The sequence below is a fragment of the Marinobacter sp. AC-23 genome (assembly GCF_001858325.1).
Taxonomy (GTDB): Bacteria; Pseudomonadota; Gammaproteobacteria; order Pseudomonadales; family Oleiphilaceae; genus Marinobacter.
This window is the reverse complement of the sequence record NZ_MBPP01000064.1, coordinates 16,187-41,326: the sequence shown is the minus strand read 5'-3', so window position 1 is coordinate 41,326 and position 25,140 is coordinate 16,187. Positions and strand designations below refer to the sequence as shown.

28 protein-coding genes and 4 pseudogenes are annotated in these 25,140 nt (G+C 54.2%); 14 read left to right on the top strand and 18 right to left on the bottom strand.

All coding sequences use genetic code 11. From position 1 onward, the window contains the following. Positions 1–76 precede the first annotated feature (76 nt). The 3 genes from BCA33_RS16620 to BCA33_RS16615 form a co-directional block, all read right to left on the bottom strand. The gene (locus tag BCA33_RS16620; RefSeq protein ID WP_254774526.1) at positions 77–1,072 is read right to left on the bottom strand and encodes an HAD-IC family P-type ATPase; all 996 of its coding nucleotides are present in this window, start codon (positions 1,070–1,072) and stop codon (positions 77–79) included. Next, positions 1,051–1,446 (bottom strand): cation transporter, encoded by a 396-nt coding sequence (locus BCA33_RS22205; protein ID WP_254774525.1) that lies wholly within the window; start codon positions 1,444–1,446, stop codon positions 1,051–1,053. The genes BCA33_RS16620 and BCA33_RS22205 overlap by 22 nt, the downstream gene beginning before the upstream one ends. 72 nt (positions 1,447–1,518) lie before the next feature. After that, positions 1,519–1,920, bottom strand: coding sequence for a MerR family transcriptional regulator (locus tag BCA33_RS16615; protein ID WP_071267603.1), 402 nt, complete (start codon positions 1,918–1,920; stop codon positions 1,519–1,521). 172 nt (positions 1,921–2,092) lie between these two features. Here BCA33_RS16615 and BCA33_RS16610 point away from each other — a divergent pair, with 172 nt between their 5' ends. From BCA33_RS16610 to BCA33_RS16575, 8 genes and pseudogenes are all read left to right on the top strand, one after another. Beyond that, a complete protein-coding gene (locus BCA33_RS16610) occupies positions 2,093–2,305 on the top strand; it encodes a hypothetical protein (protein WP_071267601.1) in 213 nt (70 codons plus the stop codon). Further along, positions 2,305–3,888, top strand: coding sequence for a multicopper oxidase family protein (locus BCA33_RS16605; RefSeq protein ID WP_071267599.1), 1,584 nt, complete (start codon positions 2,305–2,307; stop codon positions 3,886–3,888). The genes BCA33_RS16610 and BCA33_RS16605 overlap by 1 nt, the downstream gene beginning before the upstream one ends. A 259-nt stretch (positions 3,889–4,147) precedes the next feature. Continuing rightward, entirely contained in the window at positions 4,148–4,531 is a 384-nt protein-coding gene (locus tag BCA33_RS16600; RefSeq protein WP_254774524.1) for a hypothetical protein, read from the top strand. 123 nt (positions 4,532–4,654) lie between these two features. After that, positions 4,655–4,924 carry a hypothetical protein gene (locus BCA33_RS16595; protein WP_071267597.1) on the top strand — a complete coding sequence of 90 codons (270 nt, stop codon included), beginning with the start codon at positions 4,655–4,657 and terminating at the stop codon, positions 4,922–4,924. A 99-nt stretch (positions 4,925–5,023) separates the two neighbouring features. Further along, a complete protein-coding gene (locus BCA33_RS16590) occupies positions 5,024–5,536 on the top strand; it encodes a DUF411 domain-containing protein (protein ID WP_071267595.1) in 513 nt (170 codons plus the stop codon). A 10-nt stretch (positions 5,537–5,546) separates the two neighbouring features. Then, positions 5,547–6,401 carry a hypothetical protein gene (locus BCA33_RS16585; RefSeq protein ID WP_254774522.1) on the top strand — a complete coding sequence of 285 codons (855 nt, stop codon included), beginning with the start codon at positions 5,547–5,549 and terminating at the stop codon, positions 6,399–6,401. Continuing rightward, a complete protein-coding gene (locus BCA33_RS16580; protein WP_071267593.1) occupies positions 6,394–6,822 on the top strand; it encodes a cytochrome c in 429 nt (142 codons plus the stop codon). The genes BCA33_RS16585 and BCA33_RS16580 overlap by 8 nt, the downstream gene beginning before the upstream one ends. 45 nt (positions 6,823–6,867) lie before the next feature. Continuing rightward, positions 6,868–7,182: pseudogene (locus tag BCA33_RS16575) on the top strand (cytochrome c biogenesis CcdA family protein); the annotation flags it as partial. Positions 7,183–7,604: 422 nt separating this feature from the next. Here the strand turns inward: BCA33_RS16575 and BCA33_RS16570 are convergent. From BCA33_RS16570 to BCA33_RS16540, 8 genes and pseudogenes are all read right to left on the bottom strand, one after another. Then, positions 7,605–8,512, bottom strand: a pseudogene (locus tag BCA33_RS16570) (cation diffusion facilitator family transporter). Between the two features lie 705 nt (positions 8,513–9,217). Beyond that, positions 9,218–9,874 (bottom strand): efflux RND transporter permease subunit, encoded by a 657-nt coding sequence (locus tag BCA33_RS22200; RefSeq protein ID WP_254774520.1) that lies wholly within the window; start codon positions 9,872–9,874, stop codon positions 9,218–9,220. A gap of 13 nt (positions 9,875–9,887) precedes the next feature. Further along, positions 9,888–12,436, bottom strand: a pseudogene (locus BCA33_RS16565) (efflux RND transporter permease subunit). Between the two features lie 9 nt (positions 12,437–12,445). Beyond that, positions 12,446–13,729, bottom strand: a complete 1,284-nt coding sequence (locus BCA33_RS16560; RefSeq protein WP_083394801.1) for an efflux RND transporter periplasmic adaptor subunit — start codon at positions 13,727–13,729, stop codon at positions 12,446–12,448. Positions 13,730–13,750: 21 nt separating this feature from the next. Next, complete coding sequence (locus tag BCA33_RS20565) at positions 13,751–14,395, bottom strand: TolC family protein (RefSeq protein ID WP_302848230.1); 645 nt, start codon at positions 14,393–14,395, stop codon at positions 13,751–13,753. Next, complete coding sequence (locus BCA33_RS16550; protein WP_071267589.1) at positions 14,311–15,012, bottom strand: TolC family protein; 702 nt, start codon at positions 15,010–15,012, stop codon at positions 14,311–14,313. The genes BCA33_RS20565 and BCA33_RS16550 overlap by 85 nt, the downstream gene beginning before the upstream one ends. Before the next feature lie 33 nt (positions 15,013–15,045). Then, positions 15,046–15,255 carry a hypothetical protein gene (locus BCA33_RS20905; RefSeq protein WP_071267587.1) on the bottom strand — a complete coding sequence of 70 codons (210 nt, stop codon included), beginning with the start codon at positions 15,253–15,255 and terminating at the stop codon, positions 15,046–15,048. A gap of 186 nt (positions 15,256–15,441) precedes the next feature. Beyond that, a complete protein-coding gene (locus tag BCA33_RS16540) occupies positions 15,442–16,107 on the bottom strand; it encodes a response regulator transcription factor (protein ID WP_071267585.1) in 666 nt (221 codons plus the stop codon). A 264-nt stretch (positions 16,108–16,371) separates the two neighbouring features. On the opposite strand from BCA33_RS16540, the gene BCA33_RS16535 reads away from it, so the two are divergent. Then, the gene (locus tag BCA33_RS16535) at positions 16,372–17,682 is read left to right on the top strand and encodes a sensor histidine kinase (RefSeq protein WP_071267583.1); all 1,311 of its coding nucleotides are present in this window, start codon (positions 16,372–16,374) and stop codon (positions 17,680–17,682) included. Between the two features lie 104 nt (positions 17,683–17,786). Here the strand turns inward: BCA33_RS16535 and BCA33_RS16530 are convergent, their stop codons facing one another. After that, positions 17,787–18,032 (bottom strand): hypothetical protein, encoded by a 246-nt coding sequence (locus BCA33_RS16530; RefSeq protein WP_071267581.1) that lies wholly within the window; start codon positions 18,030–18,032, stop codon positions 17,787–17,789. Between the two features lie 262 nt (positions 18,033–18,294). On the opposite strand from BCA33_RS16530, the gene BCA33_RS16525 reads away from it, so the two are divergent. The 5 genes from BCA33_RS16525 (at position 18,295) to BCA33_RS16515 (ending at position 20,263) form a co-directional block, all read left to right on the top strand. Next, positions 18,295–19,377 carry an IS630 family transposase gene (locus BCA33_RS16525; RefSeq protein WP_071267578.1) on the top strand — a complete coding sequence of 361 codons (1,083 nt, stop codon included), beginning with the start codon at positions 18,295–18,297 and terminating at the stop codon, positions 19,375–19,377. Between the two features lie 101 nt (positions 19,378–19,478). Then, positions 19,479–19,691: a hypothetical protein gene (locus tag BCA33_RS16520; RefSeq protein ID WP_071267576.1), complete on the top strand. Its 213-nt coding sequence runs from the start codon at positions 19,479–19,481 to the stop codon at positions 19,689–19,691. Further along, positions 19,692–19,856, top strand: a complete 165-nt coding sequence (locus tag BCA33_RS20560; RefSeq protein WP_175469821.1) for a hypothetical protein — start codon at positions 19,692–19,694, stop codon at positions 19,854–19,856. It abuts the gene before it with no gap. Between the two features lie 11 nt (positions 19,857–19,867). Further along, on the top strand, positions 19,868–19,993 hold the full coding sequence (locus BCA33_RS22580; RefSeq protein WP_302848229.1) for a hypothetical protein: 126 nt from the start codon (positions 19,868–19,870) through the stop codon (positions 19,991–19,993). A 39-nt stretch (positions 19,994–20,032) separates the two neighbouring features. Beyond that, the gene (locus tag BCA33_RS16515; protein WP_071267574.1) at positions 20,033–20,263 is read left to right on the top strand and encodes a thioredoxin family protein; all 231 of its coding nucleotides are present in this window, start codon (positions 20,033–20,035) and stop codon (positions 20,261–20,263) included. A gap of 124 nt (positions 20,264–20,387) precedes the next feature. Here BCA33_RS16515 and arsJ read toward each other — a convergent pair. The 6 genes and pseudogenes from arsJ to BCA33_RS22910 form a co-directional block, all read right to left on the bottom strand. After that, positions 20,388–21,607 (bottom strand): annotated as a pseudogene (gene arsJ, locus BCA33_RS16510) (organoarsenical effux MFS transporter ArsJ). Between the two features lie 2 nt (positions 21,608–21,609). Beyond that, positions 21,610–22,614 (bottom strand): ArsJ-associated glyceraldehyde-3-phosphate dehydrogenase, encoded by a 1,005-nt coding sequence (locus BCA33_RS16505; protein WP_071267572.1) that lies wholly within the window; start codon positions 22,612–22,614, stop codon positions 21,610–21,612. Positions 22,615–22,637: 23 nt separating this feature from the next. Continuing rightward, positions 22,638–23,717: an ACR3 family arsenite efflux transporter gene (arsB, locus tag BCA33_RS16500; RefSeq protein WP_071267570.1), complete on the bottom strand. Its 1,080-nt coding sequence runs from the start codon at positions 23,715–23,717 to the stop codon at positions 22,638–22,640. Between the two features lie 91 nt (positions 23,718–23,808). Beyond that, on the bottom strand, positions 23,809–24,222 hold the full coding sequence (arsC, locus tag BCA33_RS16495) for an arsenate reductase (glutaredoxin) (protein WP_083394799.1): 414 nt from the start codon (positions 24,220–24,222) through the stop codon (positions 23,809–23,811). Between the two features lie 6 nt (positions 24,223–24,228). Next, positions 24,229–24,579, bottom strand: a complete 351-nt coding sequence (locus BCA33_RS19970) for a helix-turn-helix transcriptional regulator (protein WP_083394798.1) — start codon at positions 24,577–24,579, stop codon at positions 24,229–24,231. 76 nt (positions 24,580–24,655) lie between these two features. Then, positions 24,656–25,051, bottom strand: coding sequence for a competence protein CoiA family protein (locus BCA33_RS22910; RefSeq protein ID WP_139173041.1), 396 nt, complete (start codon positions 25,049–25,051; stop codon positions 24,656–24,658). Positions 25,052–25,140: the final 89 nt, after the last annotated feature.

Genomic DNA, 25,140 nt, shown 5'->3' with positions numbered 1-25,140 from the left:
TGAGTCCTCGATCCCTGGCGCCCTTGACGATGGCTTCCCCAATGGGATGTTCGCTCTCGGTTTCCACAGCCGCGACTCAAGCCAACACCTCATCCTCACGGCCTTCCACCAGAATGAAATCCGTCAGCTCGGGCCGGCCCCGGGTCAGGGTGCCGGTCTTGTCGAGGACGATGGTGTCCATTCGAGCCAGCGTCTCCAGGGCCGCCCCTTTGCGGAACAGCACGCCCATTTCGGCGCCCTTGCCCGTTCCGACCATAATGGCCGTCGGCGTGGCCAGCCCCATCGCGCAGGGGCAGGCGATCAGCAGCACACTGACCGTTGTGACGAAGGCAAAGGACAATGCCGGAGCAGGCCCGAAGCTGAACCAGGTGATGAACGTCAGGATCGCAAGCAGGATCACAACAGGTACAAAAACCCCGGCGATCCTGTCAGCCAACGCCTGAATCGGGGGCTTATCGGCCTGGGCCGATTCCACCATACTAATGATCTGTGCAAGAACGGTGTCCGCGCCCACCCGGGTAGCCCGAAACGTCAGTGAACCATTCTTGTTGATGGTTCCACCCACCAGTTCGGCGTCTTTCTGCTTGGCGACCGGCACCGGCTCGCCGCTGATCATGGACTCATCCACGTAGGACTGTCCCTCTTCCACCACGCCATCAACAGGAACGCGTTCGCCCGGGCGGACCTGGATACGGTCGTCAGGCACTACCGCTTCAATCGGAACCTCGACGGCTTCCCCGTCCCGAATGACACGGGCGGTCTTGGCCTGCAGTTGTAGCAGCTTTTTGATCGCCTCCGACGTCCGGCCTTTGGCGATGTGCTCGAAGTAGCGCCCCAGAAAAATGAGCGTCACGATCACCGCCGCCTCGAAATAACTCTCGGCGGTGCCGGCGGGGAAAAATCCGGGAACCAATAATGCTGCAACGGAATAGAAATAGGCGGCACTGGAGCCGATCATTACCAGACTGTTCATGCCGGGGTTGGCATGGCGTAGTTCAGCGTAGCCGGACCGGAAGAACCGCGATCCGGCGTAAAACAGCACCGGCGTGGTCAGGAGCCATTCAATAGCCATCCAGCCCCGATGAGACAAGACACTGGCGTATATAGCTCAAGAGCAGGAATCATCTTGCCCATCGCAATAAGAACCACCGGAATGATCAATGCCGCAGCAAAGATCACTTTCCGGCGAAGGTCATTGCCCTCCTTGTCCAGCTCTTCCGCTTGAGTGCTGGTATCCGGTTCCCGAGGTTCATAACCGGCGTCCCGGATGGCCTGATGGATTCGCGGCAGCGACAGGGTGTCCGACAGGAACTCCACAAAGGCTTTCTGGGTGGTCAGATTGACACTGGCCTTGATCATACCGGGCTGCTTGTTCAATGCCCGCTCTACTCGCGACACGCAGGAGCCGCAGGACATTCCTTCAATACCAATCTCTATTTTTTGCATCCTGACCTCGCTCCTCCGCGCAACCAATCCAGCATCTCGTGGATCAGTTCGTCCCAACGATAAACGGGCGCACTACCTTTCCTGGGCAATGGCCTCGACGATCGGGCAACCGTCCATCGGCCCCTCCCCTGAACATTCCTCCAGAGTTTTCGACAGAACCGCCTCGATACGGGAGAGACTCTGGATCTGGTGCCGGATTTTTTCCAGTTGCTCTCTCGCAATGCGCTTGGCCTCTGCACGGTCACCATTGGCATCCTGAAGCATCAGGAGTTCACGAATCTCGTCAAGAGTGAAACCCCATTGTTTGGCGTGGATGATGAACTGCAGCCTGGCAATCGCATCCTCGGGGTAACGGCGATAATTGGATTGGGTTCGCGCAGGCTCGGGCATGAGGTTTTCCCGCTCATAGAAGCGAATCGCATGACTGGCCACGCCGCTTTTTTCGGAGAGTTCGCCGATATTGAATGTTTTCATTCATTCACCTCAAACTGAGTCATCAATAACTGTTCGTAACCATAACCTTAAAGTGAACTTTAAGGTTATGGGCTTTTTGAACTACTCGTAATTGCAAAATCCGAACAGGTGCCCAAGACTCATTCGACACGCCTTTTATTTCATGAGTGGCTAAGGACCCGGAGACACTGCGATGGAGGTTTTTGAGAAGCTATTTATTTTGATGATGGGGCTTTTCCTGCCTCTCTCCGCTCTTGCCGACGGCCCCGGGCGCATGGGAGACGGTATGATGGGCGGCGATATGATACTAGGCATGGGAACCTTCATGATGGTTATCTGGCTTTTTCTGATCGCCCTCCTAGTGCTTGCGATTTTGGCACTGATCAAATATCTGAGGAAAAAATGATGAGCCAGGACAAAGTTCAGCGCCGCACAGTGCTTCGGGCCATGGCGGGTTCAGGGTTTCTCCTTACGCTGTCGCCGGGATTTCTGCTTACTGGTTGTGATGGCGGTGTAAGAGCGGTCGAGTCGGGAACCCTCGGCCTGGATTCAAAGGAATACGATGTTGAACTGAGCCTTCGCGCCATGCCCGACTCGGTCCCCATACTCCCCGGCGGCCCGAGTGAGGTGTGGCGCTACAAGGCCAAATTACTGAAAGGTCCGGAAGATACGGTTTCCGAAAACGCAGACCGCTACCTGGGCCCAACGATCCGGCTACGCCGCAACCAGACAGTGAAAATCCATATTCACAATGAGCTCCCGGAAGACACTACTGTGCACTGGCACGGGCTTCATGTGCCTTCCGATGTGGACGGGCAACCAAGACTGCCGATCCGCCCTGGCGAGACTATGACAGTTGGCTTTAAGGTGTTGGACCGGGCTGGACTGTTCTGGTACCACTCCCATGCTCACGGCGATCAGGGCGGGCGCGTGGGGTTTCAGAGTTACGCGGGGCTTGCCGGACTCCTGATCGTTGAAGACGACGAAGAGTTGGGTCTCAAACTGCCGGCCGGTAAGAATGAACTGTTATTGGTGCTCCAGGATCGGACCTTCGCAGGCGCCAACGAATTGGTATACCTCGACGGTGGCATGGGTGCCATGATGGATCGCATGCGCGGTTTTCTGGGGGATCGGATATTGGTCAACGGAGCTCCCCCGACTGCCCGCAAAGTCGCCGCCCGCCCATACCGACTTCGAGTTCTCAATGGCTCCAATGCCCGCATCTACAAGCTGGCCTGGAGTGACGGGCGCCCCGTCACGGTTATCGGAGCCGACGGCGGTCTTCTTCAAAAACCGGAAGACAAACCCTATGCGGTTCTGGCTCCGGCTCAGCGACTTGACATCTGGGTAGATCTTTCCAATTCCAGACCTGGCATTACATTGGAGCTTATCAGTGGCAGCTATGAAGCTGGAATGATGAGCGGCGGGATGATGGGCGGAATGCGGATGATGGGTAACTCAGGTCTACCCGCCGGCAGCCGATTCACCCTGATGACACTGGAGGTGACCGAATCGATCAATACCGCCGAGACCCTTCCTGCGCAGCTCGCTCTGGCGCGGGAAAAAATACCCGTTACCGATTCCACACCGGTGAGGCAGTTTGAGCTAAGCCAAGCGATGATGCGGGGTTTTGCCATCAATGGTCGGCGCTTTGCCGGAACCACGGTTGCGGATGGCGAAAAAGTCCGCTTGGGGGATACGGAAATCTGGGAATTCCGGAACAACACACCAATGCCCCACCCCATGCACGTTCACGGCTTGCAGTTCAACGTTATCGGGCGCGATACCAAAGGCAATAGCCGCGGCTGGAATGGCCTGACCCAGGGACTGGTGGACAGTGGTTGGCACGATACGGTCCTTGTAATGCCGGGTGAAGCCGTTCAGTTGGCGATGACCTTCGAGCGTTTCGATGGCCTCTACATCTACCACTGTCACAACATGGAACATGAAGACAATGGGATGATGCGCTATTTTCAGGTGCAGAACTGAGCGCCATGATTATCCGCGACAGTTATGGCGCTTAGCTCCGGTTGGAGCCGGATGAATGCGAAGCTCATTCTCTGGCCGATGGGGAGCCTGGGCCTTTCTGTTCGAATGCCATCGTACAGGCCTTCGGGGATTTAACTTGCTCCTTTGGATTTAGAAGTAGTCGTGTCATTGAAATAAAAAACTGCTAGGATTTGGTGAACTCAAAGACGGGCTGTGTATCACAGTTTTGAACCTTCACAGTTTGGTGCTTGAAATCAGGATGACCGCAACGAACCGCCAATTCATTTCCGCGCTGCTATCGCTGCTTCTGGTGATAAGTGGGCCGGCGCTGGCTATCTCCAAAATGGCGAGCGGTCAGGCGGGCGCGGCAATGACGGATTGCGGTTCCATGATGATGGATCAGGTTGAAAGCGCCAGTTCCTCATCAGACACTGAAACTAATTGTGTCTCAGCCCCTGATATGGCCTGCCCGAGCGTCAGTGGGCTGAGCAAATGTGGCGTCAGCGTCAGCTTCGCTCTTTTACTGGGGAATTCCATAGGGTTAACCGATACCGGCTCCCAACCGGTATTGACCGCCCGCGCGGCCCTCTATCAGGACCCGTTCCTGGCTTCTATTACGCCCCCTCCAGAACATCACTCCTGAGTTTTAACCCGGATTCTCGCCCTTCGCGGAAAATCCATTAGCGTCAATTCTTGCAACGTTAATTGTTAAAGAAACCCCGTGCTTTCGTTCATTCGTCACGGGCCTTTAACTGGAGTGAATCAAATGCGCAATTCAAAAATCAAGCTCGCAATCACAGCGATTTTTCTGGCCGGTACCATTGGCACCTTCTCTGTATTTGCCCATGAGGGTGAAGGAAAGGGCATGATGTCATCGGAAGGCATGCAGGGAATGGGCGGCATGATGAACATGATGTCTGACATGTCTCCGGAAGATCGTAAAGCCATGACCGATGCCTGCATGAAAATGATGCAGAGCCAAGGCAGCGACCACATGGACGGCGGCAAGAAGGATAAAGACGCCGAAGCCAACTAAGGGTTCGGGCAACGCCCCGAACTGACATCCATTGCCCGGGGAAGCCAAGGCGACCTCGGGCCTTGCGCTGCCCATGACCGAATCTAATCGAGGATTACCATGAAGACAAAAAAACTTGCCCTGTATACGGGTGTGACCGCCATCGTTTTAGTCGCCGGCGCCACCATGCTGGCAATTCAGGCCAACGAGCCCGCCGGGGCATCAGCCCCCATGGTCTCCACTGGCGAGGCTGGCCCGGCCATCACAATCTATAAGAGCCCCAGTTGCAGCTGCTGCCAAGCCTGGGCGGAGCACCTTGATGCCAATGGCTTTGAAACCACCATTGTAGAAACCGACAACCTTAACGAGATCAAGCAGCAATATGACGTGCCGCGTGAAATGGCCTCCTGCCACACCGCGTTGATCGGTGACCTGGTGATTGAGGGGCATGTGCCAGCAGATGATATTGTCGCTTACCTGGAAAATCCCCAGTTCAATACAGTAGGGCTTTCAGTGCCCGGCATGGTCCAGGGCAGCCCCGGTATGGAAACCGGCAAGAAGGAGGATTACCAGGTCATCGCCTTCAGTGCCAACGGTCAGCAAAGTGTGTTCCGCGAACACAACGATTATTGAGGCTGGTCCCATGAGAGCGATTGTCCATTCTACGACCAGGGCGGCCTGGGGGTTTTGCGTACTCACGCTGGCAATCGTGCTGCCAGCGCTGGCTCAAGCCCAACCTGCAGACGACGCCCATCCAGTGACGGCCCTGACGATCAACTCATCAGGCGCTCTCCTGGTGCTACAGGACAGTGATCTCTTTACCATTGCAGGCGGAACTTCAACCAAGATCGCGCTACCGGCAACCGACCAGGGGGCTCAACCCACCTTCCTGGCCAGAGGTGTGGATGGGAGCGTCTACCTGGCCGGTCCGGGCCTGGGCGTGTGGCGTTACGACAGTGCCAGTGAGAGCTGGCAGTCTCTCAGCAACACCCTACCGAACCTCGGGGTTACTGCTATGGCCGCTCACGCCACACAACCCGAAACGCTCTACGCATACCTTGGGAAGGACGGCATGTTCCGGTCCAGGGACGGTGGCGCCGAGTGGGTCAAAGTGGACAGCGGTCCCCGGGAACCGGTGCAGGCTTTCCTGCACTCGGACATGCCCGGCAGCATGGACAGTGGCTGGCTATTCGCAGCTACTACGCGCGGTGTCTCACGATCCATGGACTGTTTTTGCTTCTGGGGCGATGCGGGAGACCTGCGTGGCACTGTTTCCGCTATCGGCTATGACCCAGCTGCCCCGGAAAACGTTTACGCCGTGATCGAGGGCCAGCTTCATCACAGCGCGGATGGCGGCGAAACCTGGACAAGCCTGAAGACTCCCCAATCCGTAACAGCCCTTGCCTTCTCGCCGTCACAAGGACTTGTGGTGGGCACGGCAAACGGGAACCTGCTTGCCCGTGGCGCCGCTGACGAGTGGACGCCTGTCCATGAATAAGTGGATCTACTCGCTAGTCCTGCTCGCCGCGCCGGTCTTTGCCGGCGCCTCGGGCGGGCCTGGGAGTGCGGACAGTACACCGACGGGAGTCTCCCAGGGCAGACAGATTTATGAGCAATACTGCGCTGCTTGCCACGGATGGCAAGGTGAAGGCGCTGCCAACTGGAAAAAGCCGGATGAGAAGGGGGAAATGCCCCCGCCACCTCATGATGAAACCGGCCACACCTGGCGCCACGGTGATGCCATGCTGTTCACGATTATTGCAGAGGGACAGCGACACCCCTTCAATAAATCCGACCGGCTGACCATGCCGGCGTTCGGGGAAAGTTTCACTGACCAGGAAATAGGCTCGGCAATAGAGTACCTGAAGACCCTTTGGACGAATGAACAACGGGAGTACCAGAAGACAGAAAGCCAGTAGCCCTGCCCGGCTTGCCCGGAAAACCATTAATTTTGGAGTTCTTAAATGCCAGACCTTGCAACCTGGGGCATCCTGGCCGCATTTTTGGGCGGCTTGGTGTCCTTCTTTTCACCGTGCACTCTGCCCCTCGTACCCGGCTATTTGTCCGTCGTTACTGGCGGAGCGGTGAGTGAGACCTCCAATCGCCTGAAAGCATTATGGCTGAGCTTCTGTTTTGTGCTCGGGTTCAGCGTGATTTTCATCGCGCTGGGCGCAAGCGCCAGTCTCCTGGGGCAGTGGCTGATGGCCTACCGGCAGGAAGCCAACATGGTCGCTGGGGTACTGATTGTGCTGACGGGCCTGTTCATGCTGGGCTGGTGGAAGCGGATATTCAAAGCGGACCGGTATTTCGGGCCATCAACCGCTGGGATCAGTTGCAACCCCAAGCCCTGTCAGCTGGTTCTGTGAACCGTATCCTGAAGGGGCTCGGGGAAACCTGCAACCTCGACGTTGTGCCGACCCTGAGCAGTCACAGCTTCCGGCGCGGTATAGCGCAACAATTAACTTGGCCGGTTCGTACAAGATAGTTGACGCTGGATAGGACGGTGAGGGGTTACATTGAAGAAGGCCAACAGTTTACGGACAACGCCGCAAGCATCCTGCTGGCCAAAGTCGCTGGCCTGATCGGGGACACTGGCTAATGGTCAGTATGGAGGTGCTTCGCTACGTTGCCTGAGAGCGCTCGGAGTGCGATGGGCAGGTATGGACTTCCACCGTCACATACACGGCGGAGAACCTTTCTCTTAACCGTGCCCATAGATATGGGCATCCTTGTGAATATGGTCGGGATGTTCGAACTCCAGTGTCGAATGACTTATGTTGAATTCCTGCTCCAGAGCCTGTTTTATCCTGTACTTGGTGCTCTCAAGCTGATCCCATGCGCTTTTCTCGATAACTACATGAGCGTCCAGCGACGCATCGTGTTCTCCCATCTGCCAAAAATGCACATGATGAAGGTCAATCACGCCTTCGATATTTGACAGGGCCAGTATTACAGCATCTGTATCGATATCCACAGGGCTACCCAGCATGAGTGTTCTGATGGTCCCACCGATTTCTGTAAGACCCAGGTAGAGAATGTAGCCTGCGATACCTATGGTGATTGCAGGATCAACCCACCGCAGGTCGTAGAGCAGAATAAGTATCCCGCCAATGATCACGGCGACCGAAGCGAGTGCGTCGGAAAGATTGTGAAGAAACAGCGCGCGGATGTTGACGCTGTCCTTCTGCATCGAGTACGTAAGCAAAGCTGTCAATGCATCCACTGCCAGGGCGATACCGCCAAGCCAGACTACCCACCAGCCCTTGATTTGCTGAGGATCGATTATCCGCATGCCACCTTCATAGACCAGGTAGAGCCCGATAATTATCAAAGTGGTGTAATTTATGAGGCCGCAACGACCTCAATTCGTCCGTAGCCAAAGGTCATCTTTGAGTCAGCCGGGCGGCGCGCAATTTTTCGAGCCGCAAAGGCTATAACGAGCGCTGCCATGTCTGAAAAGTTATGCAAGGCGTCGGCGATCAGGGCCAGGCTGCCGGCAAAGATGCCTCCCAGGATCTGTGCAACAGTCAAAATGCCGTTTGCCCAGATGGCCACTGCGACCCGTTTGTCTTTGGACTTGGGAGACATATGCAAATGCTCGTGACTCATTGATTCACGCCCCCCGATAACCTGAAGTCAGGAATTAAGATTGTTTGAAAGTAGCAGTAGGCTGGATTTTATACGAGTTATTGTCAAATCTGGTATATGGTCATCAGGCAGAAGGGACTTAATGAGACACTCACGATAAAAGTTGAGCAAAAGCGCAATCGGAAGTTATCAGCAGCTATTCCCTGCTGAAATCCGGCATCATTCTTTGTGTATTCGACTGGGAATTAGGAAAATATCTGCCGGCGAGGCATTTGCTCGCCCTTGTCGGCGCGCACTATCAAATTTCGGGTATAGGAAACCCGTGGCGTCTTGAAGACAGTGGCCTAAAACACTTGACCACTACAAAACGCAGGACTTCTCACCTTCGACCAGAATGGCCGTTCACGTTCGATCAGAATCGGTGTTCACGATGGGGCAGAATATGCAGGGCCTCGGGGGTTGCTGCTGGGGGGGGGGGCTTGAGTCTTGGCCCGACGTAATACAAATTCGGACATTTGTAATTATTTTTGGACAAATTCCATGTCTCGCTTAATTGTTTTTAGGCAAAGCCGATGAATAACCCTTGCAAGGAAAAAACGAACTCTGAGGCTTGGTATAGAAGCTTACCGCATTGGGTAAGGCTACCGGGCGGTAGCCCGACATGAAAGAAGGAATCCGCGAGTGCTCACCGAAGCTGTCGAGCACTCGCGGACAACACCAGACCTGTCAGGCCTGGTGTGTGCGATCCCCTATCCACCCCCGTGAAAAGGTCTGGTATAGAGTGGGCAATACCACAAGAGTAAGCAACGTAGCCGAGACCAGACCGCCCACGACGACGGAGGCCAATGGACGCTGTACGTCAGAGCCAATACCTGACGCCATCAGCATCGGTATGAGCCCCAGCGCGGAGGTGAAGGCCGTCATCAATACCGGACGCAATCGGGTGAGGGCCCCTTCAAAGGCTGCTTCAGCCGGAGGAAGTCCTCCCTCAACCCGCTGATTGATCGCGCTGATCATCACCACGCCGTTAAGAACTGCAAGGCCGAAAAGCGTAATAAAGCCGATGGAGCTTGGTACCGACAGGTATTGGCCGGTTATCCACAGACTGATCACGCCGCCTATCAGGGCAAGAGGAACATTGAGCATGATGAGTAGCACTTGTCCCACCGAACCAAATGCAAAGTAGAGCAGTAGAAAAATCAGTGCCAATGAGAGGGGGACAACAACCATGAGGGTTTGCTGAGCCCTGCGCTGGTTTTCAAACTGACCGCCAAAAACCACGGAATATCCCGCCGGTAAGTCGACCTCTTCGGTAATCCGCTGGTCAAGCTCAGCTACTACGCTGCCCATGTCGCGGCCCTCGATGTTTGCCTGAACAACCACCCGCCGCTGAACGTCATCCCTGCGAATCTGGGGGGGCCTTCCTCGATATCGACTTCAGCGACATCCTCCAGTCTGACCCAGGCGCCGTTAGGTGCCTGCAGGATGAGAGCGCGAATACTTTCCGCGCTGTTCCGGTATTGTTCGGCAAGTCGTACGTAGATGTCGTATCGTTCGTTGCCTGGATGACCTGGCCTGCGGTCTGGCCACCTATGGCGTCAGATACCAACTCCATGACTTGCGCCACCGAAATGCCGTAGCGGGCAAGGCGGTCCCGATCAGGGCGGACAATAAGCTGGGCCTCACCTGCGATCTGTTCCATCTGGACATCCCGGGCTCCCTCAACGGTCTTGGCAAGCGTTTCTATTGCCTGGCCTTTCTCAGCCAGTATGTCGAGGTCGGAACCAAACAGCTTGATGGCCAACTGGGCTTTCACCCCGGAGAGTAGCTCATCCACGCGGTTGGCGATGGGCTGAGAAAAGTTCAGAACAAGTCCCGGGTGAACCGAGAGCTCCTCCTTTATCAGTTCCTGAAGGCCTTCGCGATTCTCAGCCGATACCCATTGTTCCGCCGGTTTCAGGCCGATGTACATCGCAATGTTGGAGACAGGCTCGGGATCACCACCCAACTCGGCGCGACCAATGCGGCTGGTCACATAGGTGACCTCGGGGAATTTCATGATTCGCTGTTCCAGCTTGGGAGCAAGTTCGACGGCGGCACCGACATTGACCGAGGGGGCGAGAGTCACCCTAACCATCATTGTGCCTTCCTCCATTTCCGGCATGAACTCGGTACCGAGCCTGGGAACCAGGAAGATGGCGAACGCAAACATGACAATAGCCATTACCACGACGATCTTCCGAAATTGCATTGCACGTGCCAGCAGACGACGGTAAGCGGCCTCGACCGGCTTGAGTATGGGACTGGGCCGGTAATGGATGCCCCGTCGGAAGAAGTAGCTGGCAAGTGCTGGCACGACCACCAGGGCAGTACCCAGTGCAGCGAGTTCGGCAAGCACAATGCTTATCGCCATGGGAGTGAACATTTTTCCTTCCACTCCCTGAAGGGTAAATAGCGGTAAAAACACCACAACGATGATCATTACGGCAAAAAATACCGATCTGGCGACCTCTTTGGTTGCCTCTGCGATACGCAGTGATACCCCTTGCGGGTCGTCCTGCTCTGCCTGGTCATGGTCAATTTCCGTGCCGGGATCGTTTGGTGTAAGCGCCCGCCGGCGCTCGGGGTCGTGGAACCGATCCGGGCGGGATAGATGGCTGAAGATGTTTTCCATTACCACAATGGAGCCATCAACCATCATGCCGATGGCGATAGCAAGGCCGCCCAGGGACATGAGATTGGCGGACATACCGAAGTAACTCATGATCATCAGCGCCAAGCCCACCGAGATGGGAATGGAAATTAGTACGAGCAGCGAGGCCCGGAGGTTCAGGAGGAACAGGGCCAGGATTATCACGATAAAGACAAAAGCCTGGAGCAGGGCGTCCACCACGGTATCAACGGCGCTGAAGACCAGGTCAGACTGGTTATAATAGGGCTCGATCTTGACGCCTTCAGGCAGGGCCCTTTGGATTGTTGGAAGCAGTGCTTCAACGTCGGTAATCGTTTTAGCCGTATTCGCACCATAACGTTTGAGTACAATACCGGCGACCACCTCTCCCATAGACTGAATTTCACCGTCGGCGGATCTTTTTGTCATGGTGACAGCACCCTGACGAATCTCTCCACCGTAGGCCACATCAGCTACATCTCTGACAGTTATGGCCGTGCCGTCGACCTCCTTGACTGGCACGTTAGCGATGTCCCGCAGGCCGTCTGCACCGCTTCGCACCCAGCCTACACCACGGATAACCAGCTGTTCGCTACCTCTGTTCACATACCAGCCACCAGCATTACGGTTACCCGCGTTGATGGCTTCGGAGATGGCGTCTGCTGTCAGGTCGTAGGCCAGCAGCTTTGCAGGGTCCAGATTCACCTGGTACTGACGGACCTCGCCGCCATATGAAAGCAGGCCTGTGACACCGTCCACCGGCATCATCAGCAGCTTGACCACCCAGTCATTGAGGCTCCTCAACTCCATGGGGCCATATTTTCCCGGGTTTTCGCTTGTCAGAACATACTCGTAGATCTGGCTGAGTCCACTGGTATTCGGGCCCATTTCCGGTTGGCCGACGCCTCGGGAATCTGCTCCCGCGCAGCCTGGAGCTGTTCGAAGACGAGTTGCCTGGCGAAGTAGATATCTTTTCCTTCCTCGAAGACGACGGTGATCACCGAGAGGCCCGTGCGCGAGATTGAGCGCACCTCCTCCACGCCGGGAAGGGAATAGATTGTTGCTTCAATCGGAAAGCTGATGAGCTGTTCAACTTCTTCGGCGGCCAGCCCGGGTGCCTCGGTGTTGACGACGACCTGAACGTTGGAAACATCTGGAAAAGCATCCAGGTTGAGTCGAGGGATTGCAAAAATGGCGACGATAACGGCGGCAAACAGGCCGATAACGACTAACAGGCGGCTTCTCACCGCCCAATCGACAATGGCGTTAAGCATGAGGTTCCCTTAATGGTTGTGGACGGAAAAACTGCCCTTGGCAATCTCGGAGTTGAGATAAAACGCCCCGTCGGTCACAACGGTGGTTCCGGGCTTCACGCCAGCAACTTCTACCTTCCCCGAGAGCTCCTTGAGTCTTTGGACGTCAACCTGGCGGTATTTCCCTGGCACCTCCTGAACGAATAGTACCCATTCACCAGCGCTATTGCGGTTAAGTGCCCGCTCGGGAACCAGCATTCCGGGTTCGCCCTGATTGGCTTCAATGGCGACTTCAACAAATTCGCCGGAGTGAAGTAAGTTCTCGGTATTCAGTTCGAGCTCAATTCGGACGCCCATCGTGCGGGTGCTTTCATCCAGTCGATGACGTTTTTGTACGACCTTCCCCTGATACCACTCTTTACCTATACGGACACGGGCAGGCTCTCCTGGATCAATTGCGCGTGCATCTGATGCTTGAACCGTCGCCTCTACCCAGACGCTGGATTCATCAGTGATGAAGAAAAGTGTCGTACCCGTCTCTACATACTGGCCCACAACGAATTCATCCTCAATAATGGTGCCCTCTACTGGTGCAAGCAATCTGAATTGCCCCAGTTGGAGTTTGTCTTCGCCGCGCAAAAAACGATCAACCTGGATTTCGGTCATACCGAAGGCTTGCAACCTTGACTGAGCCTGTTCGAAAGCGACACGGGACTCAATGTAGCGACTTTCACCCACAACGGATTTTCCTAGCCCTCGAACACGTTCCCATTCGCGAGCCGCGATCTGGAGGGCGCCCTGGGCTTCAGCCATATCGACGCTGGTCAAAAGCACAAGAGGGGTGTCTTTCTCGACCACGTCGCCAAGTTTCGCCATACGTGACACCACTTGAGCGGGGATCCGAGTGCTTACACGAGCCGATCGATAAGCATTAAGCTGCACTTCGCCGGGGGCTGTGATTATTTCCGGTATCGGCTGCAGGTCAATTTGTTTGGTTTGAATGTTGGCAATGCGTTGGGATTCGCTACCCAGTTCCACGATTCCCTGAGCACCCTCATCGTGACCTCCCTCTTCTTGCTCCCTGGCATGCTGATCTTTTTCTTGATGGGGGTACTCCTCATTCGACTCCTCACCGTGCCGATCCTCGCCCTTGTGACCTGAATCATCGTGGGGTTCTCTCTGAGACTGTGGTTGGTCTTCCTCGCTGGCGTGGCTAGTCTCACCGGAGTGTTCATTACCCGTCTGAGCCGTCGCCGGAGTCCCAGCAAGCATGACCAGCAATGCAAATGTAAAAAGTTGTGAGTGCATGTTCATGCAAAGTTCTCCATTAAAACGTTAAAGCCCAAGTCGACCCAATTCTGTTTGCCAATCACCACTGACCACGAGCCAGTTTGCCCAGCTTCTCCAGGTCTGAGCGCGTAGGCGCGCTCCTGAGGCGCGAGTGTCAAGGCGCTGCTGAACTTGTAGCAAATATTCGGTGGCGCTGAGTTCTCCCACCTTCCAAAGGCGCTCCAGAAGCTCAAGGCCTTCGTCAAGACGTCCACTGACGGTAATATCCCAGGCCTCAAGGGCACCACGGCTATCCTGATAGTTCTTGAGTGCTGTCCTCAACTGTGCCTGCAGGCGCTGGTACTCAGCATGCATTCGAGCTTCGACCGCCAAGGCGTCATTGGCAGCGGCGTCAACTTCGGCGCGAAAGTTATTGCGGACGTATAGGGGAATGCTGAAGTTGAGGCCCACGATATTGTTCTCGCCCTCTCGTGATATGCCAGCACCAATTACAGGGTCCGCCCGGCGCTCGCTTTTAGCGACATCAATTTCGGCTCGGGAGGCGGCCAGTTTGCTTCGCAAGGCGACTATTCGAGGGTGGCGTTTTGAAAGTTCCTCAAACGCGGCTATTTCAACTGGTGGTGGAAGTCGCTCAGGCAGTCCGGGCCAGCTTTGGGGCGCGCCGGTTGCAAGCTCGCGAACTTGCTGCAATGCCTCGTTACTCTGAAGCCTCTGCTCAGCCAGAGTACTTTGGCCCTCTGCCAGAGCGAAGCGTGCAAGGTCAAGATCAGTCTGGCCGATATCACCTGCACGCTTTCGCTCCTCAGCCAGATCAACAAAACGCCGCAGCGCGTCGATTCGGTGCTTTGCCAGATCGAGAAGGCGCAGAGACGTACGATAGCTGATAAGGCGTCCAGGGCTTTTGCTGCAATTTCCTGTTCTACCATGGTGAGCTCTGCCCTTGCGCTCAGAACATCACTTTTCGCTGCCAGAGCGCGGACCTCACGCTTGTCGCTCCAGTCAATGGATTGACTGATACCAACACCCAGTGTGCTGACCTCTTTTCCAAGAGCATCTCCCTCGCCCCCATTTTCGGCCTCGAAGTTGAGCCGGGGATTGTAGAGTGGCTGAGAAGCCGCGTTTTGGCGGCTAACGGCCGCCTCCGCTTCTCTGCGTGCGGCCACTACATCGAAGTGCTGCACTGTCACCGATTCTGCAAATTCGAGCAAAGATGTATCCGAGTTTTTGGTCACGGGTTCAGCTATGGACAATGGGCTCGCCAAACCACAGGCAAGCCCTATGGCCGCGAGCCAAATTTTATATGACATAGATTACTCCTGGGTAAATTACCCGAGATTTGTTCACAAAACTGATGGGTAGTTAAGCCCTGGGAGGTTGTTTGCAAACGCGGTTGCGAGTGCCTCATTGAGCGTCAGAGTGAGCGACATCGACGTTTGCTGGGCCTCATAGGCTTTAAGCGAAACACTTTGCCCGGCCTGGATCACACCAGAGAATACTGCCGCGAGACAAAGCGCGGCGATTGCTAAGTAATTATTTGTAGGGCCTCTCATAAATTCCTGCCTGCATCCGTTAACGTCAGCACGCATGTCGTGCTTCTGAATTTATACGAATGGCAGGCTACCCTACGATGTTTAACACAGCTTGAATTCTTAAGAATTAATGGACGGGATTGAGTGCTGGCAGAGTGGGTGGCCGGAGACACGCCAGGGAGTTAGAAAGAGGGGCTTAACGGTGCATCACTCTGACTTGACGAAATAGTAACCCTGCCCGCGAAGAGAGCGGATACAGTCCTTACCAACCATTTTTCTCAAGCGCGCTATATAGACCTGGATCACATTCAGAGTTGGACTGCGATCAATATTGTATAGCTCATCAATCAGCTCGGCGATGGAGAATACCCGCCCAGGTCGCGAGATAAAACAACGCAGCAAACGAAACTCTGTTGCTGTCAGTGTGTAAACCACGCCGTCAGGACACTCCAGCGAACGGCTCTCATCTTTAAGAACATAACCGCGAACGGAGAGCTGCGAAGATACCCGCCCCTCAGATCTGCGAACAATGACCTCAAGCCGGGCAAGAAGTTCTTCGAAATGGAAGGGTTTTGGCAGGTAGTCGTCAGCCCCGGCCCTGAGACCCTCCACCCGTTCCATCCATTTTGAGCGGGCAGTTAACAACAGCACCGGCTCGAAACGATTTTTCCGGCGCCACTGACGAAGCAGGCTCAGGCCGTCCATGCCTGGCAGGCCTATATCAAGAACAACCACTCGGTAGGCCTCAGATTTAAATAATGCGTCCGCTGCGTTGGACGTAGTAGCATGGTCGACGGCATAGCCCGCTCGCTCAAGCCATTCGACCAGTTTTTCGGCAAAAATCACTTCATCTTCTACAAGAAGTAATCGCATTGCTCCCCCACAAGAATAAATAGGTATCAAAGTTATTTGCTACAATAAGCCACCTTTTATGCGGCTGATAATACCTCGAAGTCCGCCTGCACATTACAAATTCTGCGGGTAAACAGTAACAGGATTGTTATTCTGTTACTGAGTTGACTCATCATACTGATTGCTGGAAAGGCGACACGGCACTTGATTGCCTGAACTCAGCATCACCACGTTGGCTACAGGCTCATATTATCGCGCTGACCGATCTTCATAAGGGGATATTGATTGTTTCGACGCTCCATCCGGTTGGGATTGCTCGCCTGGCTCATGCCTCTGAGCTTTTTTGTCATGTTGGCGGTCTGGTTGGGGCACGGAGTGCTGTTAGAGCAGTTGTCACGTGACCTGAGGCAAGAAAAGCTTGCACAGGAATCCATTCAACTACAAAACCTGTTAACCCAATCCTACCCGGATATTGCAAGGGCGGTAAAGGACGTTGAGCAACTTGAGCTTATTTTTCAGCATGCGTTTGCGTTTAAGGTAGGACAGAAACCGTTTTTTTCTGCCGGAATTGACAAAGACGTCATGACTCCGCTGCTTTCTGAGAAGACCTCCGGGGTTGTCTATATGAAGTCGGGTCAACAGTCCCTGATAGGCTACCGGCGTACTTTCCTGATAGACGGCCAACCTGTAGTGCTGGTTGTAGCGGAGACACAAATACCGCAACTCGCAGGATGGGAGCGAGTTCATGTGTCAATTGCCGTACTATCTGTTTTGCTTTTGATTGTCCTCTGCGGTTTGATTTTTCTAGCGGTCCATCTTGCCCTGTCGCCGGTATCCCGGGTCCGCAATGAGCTCGCTGATCTGCACTCAGGCCGGCGCACCCGATTGCATGACGCTGTGCCTCAGGAATTTTCCGGTCTGGTGACTGAGTTTAATCGGTTGCTTGAAATTCTGGATGCCCGCCTTGAGCGCTCCCGGAGGACCACCGCCAACCTTTCACACAGTATTAAAACGCCGCTCGCCTCTGTGTTGGCCATCCTCGAAACCGACTCATCGCACATCAGCGGCGATGACCGTATCTACATGGCGACACAGTTGAAGTCATTGCATAAAACGCTCGACTCTCAAATGAGACGCGGTGATGTATCAGGCCTCCAGGTAAGTCGCAGTACGCAGGTTGTTGTTCTGGCTCAGGACTTGTTGGATCTGGTCAGCCGAATGTGCCCGCAAAAACAGTTCAGATTCTCCTCAACCCTCGACGTTCAATTCCGCTGGCCAGTGGATGAGCAGGACTTCAGTGAAGTTATAGGAAATTTATTAGAAAATGCAGGCAAATGGTCATTATCCGTTGTTGATCTCAGGTTGAGTGAATCAGCTGAGGGCCTGACTCTAGAAGTCAACGATGACGGCCCAGGCATACAAGAGGACGATCGAAAACGATTGCTGGAACGCTGGGTCCGACTGGATGAGCAAGTTGATGGTTATGGACTGGGGCTAAGTATCGTTAAGGAGGTTGTGGATGGTTACGGAGGGCGAATTGAACTTCTTGAATCCTCCCTGGGAGGACTACAGGTAGATATACTGTTTCCCCGTTAAACGGAGATGTGTGTGGGATGTTGGAAAAACATGCACTGAACAAGATATACACAGAGCCAGATTTTCTGACAATACACCCCCACTAAAAGTGGGGGGATAACCGCCTAAGAATCCGTTTTCTTTAGTTGGTTTGCGCTCAACTTTTTAATAGCCTTATGCTCTTCTTCGAGTTCTTTTATTGCCTCGCGGATATCAGTCACATTTTGGGAGGAATGACTCTCATCGCTTTTGTTTGGATAGCTCCTATCCTCGTTATAGCGATCAGCCTGACCACCATTCTTTCCAGCAAAGGCTAGCGAGGCGCCACCACTTAATAAGGAAATCATTAGAACTACAGCCGTTTTTTTCATGGAAATCTCCGATGCGAATTAAAAATTAACTTTCGATCTTTCTTATTCACTCGAATCCATTAAAACATCGGAAACTTAAATGAGCTTGAAAATCGGAAAAGTCGTGCTCACCATCGCAAATGGCTGAAAAAAACCACTCTGATTGCACGAAACTGCGGAATCCAATCGACAATATGTAGATTAACTAGTGTCTCGTCCGGTTAATTCGCTAGCCTGATTCTGCTATAATTGCCCAATACTCGCGAATTATGGAGAGGTTATTGTGGCTCGGAAACCTGCACCTTTTAATCTGACGGTTAACGATCAACTGGAGCTGGAGAGCTGGTTGCGAATGGGTACGCTGAGCCAAACCCTGGTGCAGCGAGCACGCATTCTATTGTTATTGAACGCCGGGCAGTCTCCGAAAGAGGTCATGGAATCGCTCGATGTTAGCAGCCCTACCGTGTTCAAGTGGCGCAACCGATATGTCGAGACAGGGCTCGAAGGGCTTCAAGATGCCCCAAGGCCAGGGCAGCCACGAAAGCTCGATAAGAAAAAGGTCAAAGCCATTCTCGACGACACCGTGCATAAGGTTCCGCGTGGCTCCACCCATTGGAGCATTCGGCTGATGGCGGAACATGCCGGCGTGACCCGCTGGCAAGTACAGCAGATCTGGCAGGCGGCAGACCTGAAGCCCCATCGTTTGAAAACGTTCAAGATCAGTAACGATCCAGACTTTGCGGAGAAGGTGTTTGATGTTGTTGGTCTGTATCTGAATCCGCCGGATAATGCCCTGGTTCTGTCAGTTGACGAGAAGACGCAAATCCAGGCTCTGGATCGCACCCAGCCAAAACTGCAACTGAGACCCGGACAGATTGAGCGCCGCACTCACGATTACAAGCGGCATGGCACAACCAGCTTGTATGCGGCCTTTAACATCCTGAACGGTGAGGTGATCGGACGAATCACCCAGCGTCATCGAGCCAAGGAATTTCTCGACTTTCTACGACAAATCGACCGGGAAACACCGAGTGAGCAAGATCTCCACCTGATTCTGGACAACAGCTCGACTCATAAAACACCCGGCATAAAGGCTTGGCTGGAGAAGCACCCTCGTTTTAAGCTCCACTTCACCCCGACCAGTGCGTCGTGGCTGAATGCGGTAGAAGGCTGGTTTGGCCAACTGGAACGACGAGCGCTATACCGGGGTATTTTTACCAGCGTTGGAGAACTCAAGACGGCTATTCGCCGATTCATCAAGGTCCATAACGAAAAACTGGTAAAACCATTTCGATGGCATAAAAGTGCGGAATCCATTATGACATCGGTGACGCGGGCAAAGCTCAGCGCTATTGATAATAAGTAAATTAATTAACCAGACGGGACACTAGACATGATGTTTTGCAGAAGGTTTTTCCAAATATAAAACAGCCGGGGTTTACCCCTCTATTAACCTGAGGCACTGTCGTGACCGATACACTGCTTGCTAACGAACCACTCATCCGGATCGGCTTTTTCCTCTCAGTGCTAACCGTAATGGCCGCATGGGAAGCGGTTGCGGCACGCCGCCCTCAGCGAATCAGCCGCCTGACCCTGTGGCCCAACAACCTGTTGATTGTTGTACTGGACACACTGGCTGTACGGCTGGTGTTTCCGTTAGCAGCGGTTGGTGCTGCCTAAATGGCATCGAAAAACGGTTGGGGATTGCTGAATCTTGTCACCTTGCCAGGCTGGCTTGCAGTGATTATCGCCGTACTGGTGCTGGATGCCGCCATCTACTTCCAGCACCGGTTGTTCCACTTGGTGCCCTGGCTCTGGCGCCTGCACTTGCACTGGGGGCGGTGATCTTCGAGGTATTGCTGAACACAACCTCCATGTTCAATCATGGCAATGTCCGGCTGCCTCTGTGGCTCGACAAACGCTTGCGGTTGGTTGTGGTGATGGCCACCACCACGGGGTTTGTTTATGGCAACTGGTGGTAATTTTACCCGTTACACTTATGTCAAAAGCGAGGATAAATTATGAAATTTACTATCTACGGCAGCGGCTGCGCCAAATGCAAACAGCTGACCGCGAATGCGGAAGACGCAGCAAACGCACAGGGGCTTGAATACGAAGTCGAGAAAGTGACCGACACCAATGCCATCATTGATGCTGGCATCATGCGCACTCCGGCACTGGCGATTGATGGCGAGATCGTTGTTGAAGGCAAGGTCATCAACGCAAACGACATCCAGCAGTTGCTTGCCTAGCGGGCAACATGCCAGCGGGACGTTGCCCGCTCACAGCTGCACCCTGCGCTTTGAAAGGATAAGTTCCTAGCCAGTGGTACACTTGGCAATACGCCATAGTCCTGACCGCACAGCTTGGTTTCCCCTAGCAAGCTTTCGAGCTGATGTTCGCTTGCCTGCTAGCCGGAAGCTGCGTTACTGCGATCGTTGCGATAAACAAAAACACCGACGAAACCCATAAACACGCCACGAGACCAAAGGTTGATAGATCCAGCCCGACAGCAGTGTGCCAATCAATCGCCCCATGGCGTTGGACATATAATAAAAACCGACGTCAAGCGATACGCCGTCAGTTCGCGCCAGGCTGACAATCAAGTAGCTATGAAGCGACGAGTTAACGGCAAATACAACGCCGAATATCATCAGACCACCGACCAGAACATACGGCGCGCCCATGTCGGTGCTCAGCCCAATAGCAATAGCGGCCGGGATCCCGGTTAACAATGCGGCCCATAAAGTGGCTATACGTCGCCCGGGGACTGCGTTCGTAGCGCGATGAGTGAACCGTGGTGCCAGTGTCTGTACAACACCGTAGCCAATCACCCAAATCGCCATAAAGCCGCCCACCTGCCAGAAGTCCCAACCAAAGGCGGTATGCAGATATACCGGCAGCGCCACCACAAACCAGATGTCTCGGGCACCAAATAGAAATAGACGGGCCAGAGACAGAATGTTGATCGCACGGCTTTTGGACAGTATGTCAGTAAACCTGAGTTTGCCCGCGCTCTTACCCAGCTCTTGAGTCAGCAACGCGAGGCTGGCCAGCCAGACCAATAATAGGCTGGCCGCCATGATGATAACCGCGCCGCGAAAGCCGACGAGCATCAATAGCGCGCCACCCAGAAAGAAACCCACCCCTTTGAGGGTGTTCTTGGAACCGGTTAACAAGGCCACCCATTTGTAGAGCTTGCCCTGCTCCGAGCCGGGCACCAGCAACTTGATACCGCTTTTGGCGGACATCTTATTCAGATCTTTGGCAATCCCCGACAGCGCCTGCGCGCCCATCACCCAGGGGACCGACAGCACGGCGGCCGGGACGGCCAGCATGCCCAGCGCCACAATCTGCAAAAAAAGACCGATATTCATGGTGCGGTTCAGGCCCATGCGAGCCCCAAGATATCCCCCCACCAGATTGGTGAGCACCCCAAAAAACTCATAGAAAATAAACAACAGAGCAATCTTCAGCGGCGAATACCCTAGCTGGAAAAAATGGAGCACCACCAGCATGCGCAAGGCCCCGTCCGTCAGGGTAAAGGCCCAGTAATTACCGGTGATGATCAGGTACTGGCGAACAGCGGAGCTCATGCTCAGGTGGCCCCAACCTTACGAACCAGTTCCACCGTTCGGTTGGCGTAGCCCCATTCATTGTCATACCAGGCATAAATTTTTACCTGGCTGCCATTGATCACCATGGTCGAGAGTGCATCGATGATGGACGATCGCGGATCGGTTTTGTAATCAATCGACACTAAAGGTCGTTCTTCAAAACCAAGAATGCCAGCCAGGGAACCATTGGCCGCATCCTTGAGTAAAGCGTTTACGGTATCCCGATCCGTTGGCGTTTCAACCTCAAACACACAATCCGTCAGAGACGCATTGGTTAGCGGAACCCGCACGGCATGGCCGTCGAGACGACCTTTAAGCTCTGGAAAAATCTCGATAATGGCGGTCGCGGACCCGGTGGTGGTGGGAATTAGAGAACTGCCACAGGCACGAGCCCGCCGGAGGTCTTTATGCGGTGCATCGAGTATTGTCTGGGTGTTGGTCAGGCTGTGGATCGTGGTAATCGACCCGTGGCGGATCCCAAGGTTTTCATGAATAACCTTGATCACCGGCGCCAGGCAGTTGGTTGTGCAGGAGGCCGCCGTGACGATCTGGTGGATCGCCGGATCAAATTGATCGTCATTGACGCCCATCACGATATTGATTGCCCCGGTTTCCTTGACCGGTGCCGTAACGACAACACGCCTGACCCCTTGCTCAAGATAGCCCTGCAACACGTCGACGGTTTTCATTTTGCCGCTAGCCTCAATCACCACGTCGCAGTCAGACCAGTCCGTTTCCGAAATGGATTTATTGGCGGTAACCCGCATGCTGTGGGAGCCAACCATAAGGCGTTGCCCATCGGCTGTGGCTTCGTGCTGCCAGCGGCCGTGAACGCTGTCAAAATTCAGCAGGTGAGCGAGGTGTTCAGCACTGGCGCCAGGATCGTTGATCGCCACAAAAGCCATATCTGGCCAGTCAAATGCGGCACGCAGTGCCAGCCGACCGATACGGCCAAATCCGTTAATGCCTACTTTCAGTGTCCTCATAATGAAAACTCCTCTTGGGCCATCTACGCAGCCGGGGTGGATGGAAACCAATGTCGAGTCCGGTTAGCAAAAGCAACCAGCGCGAGCATGACAGGTACTTCTACGAGAACACCCACTACCGTTGCCAATGCTGCGCCGGACTGCAGGCCGAACAGGGCAATGGCAACCGCTACGGCCAACTCAAAAAAGTTGCTGGCGCCAATCATACCGGCAGGCGCTGCGATGTTGTGGGATACCTTCCAGGCTTTGGCCCAGCCATAAGCGATGAAGAAAATCAGGAAGGTCTGAAGAATCAACGGAATAGCGATCAGCACGATGTGCAATGGGTTCTCGATTATTACGTCGCCCTGAAAGGCGAACAACAGCACCAGCGTGATGATCAAGCCAATGGGGGTGATGGGTGCCAGGCGTTTCATGAAAACGTTGTCAAACCACTCAATACCACGCCGCTTGATAACAGCCTGACGAGTTAAATAACCGGCGCCCAGTGGAATGACAATGTAGAGCACCACCGACAGGATGACCGTATCCCAAGGCACCTGAATGTTAGACACGCCGAGCAGGAAAACGACGATGGGCGCGAAAGCCAGTAGCATGATCAGATCGTTAAGCGCCACCTGAACCAGCGTGTAGGCAGCATCACCGCGCGTAAGGTAGCTCCATACGAAGACCATGGCCGTACAAGGTGCAGCACCCAAAAGAATGGCCCCGGCGAGGTATTCATTGGCGCGATCAGCTGGAATCAGAGGTGCGAACACCACGGTCAGAAAGAACCAGGCGATAGCAAACATCGTGAAAGGTTTCACCAACCAGTTCACCGCTGTGGTGATAACAAGGCCTTTGGGCTGACGGCGGACACCAAGAACAGAGGTAAAGTCGACCTGCACCATCATGGGAAAGATCATGGCCCAAATCAGCACCGCCACCGGAATTGAGACTTGCGCGTACTCGAAACGCGACAAGGTCTCGGGAATGACTGGCGCGAACTGCCCTATCAGCACACCCAGCACGATGGCCAATGCCACCCAAAGCGAAAGAAAACGCTCGAACAGCCCCAGACCTTCAGACGTGTTGGGGGCCTGTGAGACCTCGGATGTGGTCATGCCACGACTCCTTTTATAAACAGTGGGTTACGCAACGTGCTTTCGATGACAGCATTGATGCGGCCGAAGTAAAGGAAGGGATTCAGCCGGCTCATCGTGTGTCTCGCAGGTGGTGAATCACCTCGCCATCTTCTTTGGTTACGTGTTCGACGGGACATTCAAGAAGACCCAGCACCCGCTCGGAAGGCCGACATAGGCGAGCCCCCTTGTCAGTCACGACGATAGGGCGATTGATCAAAATCGGATGCGCCATCATCGCATCGATCAGCTGATCATCGCTCAAAGCGGGGGCGTCCAACCCCAACTCATCGTAAGGCGTGCCCTTGCGTCGAAGGAGTTCGCGCGGAGTGATCTGCATCATCGAGAGCAGTGCTACTAGCCGCTCACGACTGGGTGGCGTCTTGAGATATTCGACGACTTCAGGCGTTTCACCCGAGGCCTTGATCATAGCCAGCGTGTTACGTGATGTACCGCAGTCAGGGTTGTGATAAATCAGTGGTTGCACAGTGCCTCACAATTCGTCTGGCTGGTCAGGGCAAGCGACCAGCGAGGATATTAGCGGCGCACAGACCTCGGGATGGCCTGCACAGCAGTCATTGACCAGGAATCGGATCATCTCTTGCATGCGATTCAAGTTCGCTCGATAGATGATGGAACGACTCTGGCGTTGGGAGAGAACAAGCTCTGCACGGGTAAGCACAGACAAATGCGCTGACATCGTGTTGTGCGGTACACCCAGTTGTCTTGCGATCTCTCCCGCCGGAAGCCCCTCTGGCTCATGACGAACCAAAAGCCGAAATGCTTCCAATCGAGTCTCTTGAGAGAGAGCACCAAAGCTTGCTATTGCCTTTAACGTTTCCATATGTCCAAGAATATGGACATCTTACAGTTTAGTCAAGCTTGACGATTTCAGCGATAGTCCGAGTGACCCTGGATGATCATAACGACAGGTCGGATATCAACCAGATAATCCGAATATCCCTTCTTTGAATAGCGATACTGAACAGTTTCTGGGCGAGGCTCGGGTGGCGGCGTTTCGGCGAAGAGTACGCCATCTCACCAGAACACTGGGATGGCCTCCTTACATTTCCAGCACCCAGCCAAAACCCGGCATTTCGTAATCTTGTGTATCTACTTTCTGGGCGGCAATTTGTGCCCGGTCGATGAGCAAAATGGTCGACTTTCACATCACCACATCGAAGTGTCACGGGGTCACCGCAATTTGGGCAACCGTGCTGCTCGCCTCCGGTCGCTCCAACAGCCGAGACTAATTTATCCCGACTATCGAAAGCGTATGGCAATCTAAGATTCTCTGGAACAATGTCCGCTGACATTCGGGCATTCACTCCTAATACAGCATATGCACTGAGCAAATGACGAGTGACCCAGCCCTTTCCAAGGCGAGGCCGAACACTTCCCGGTG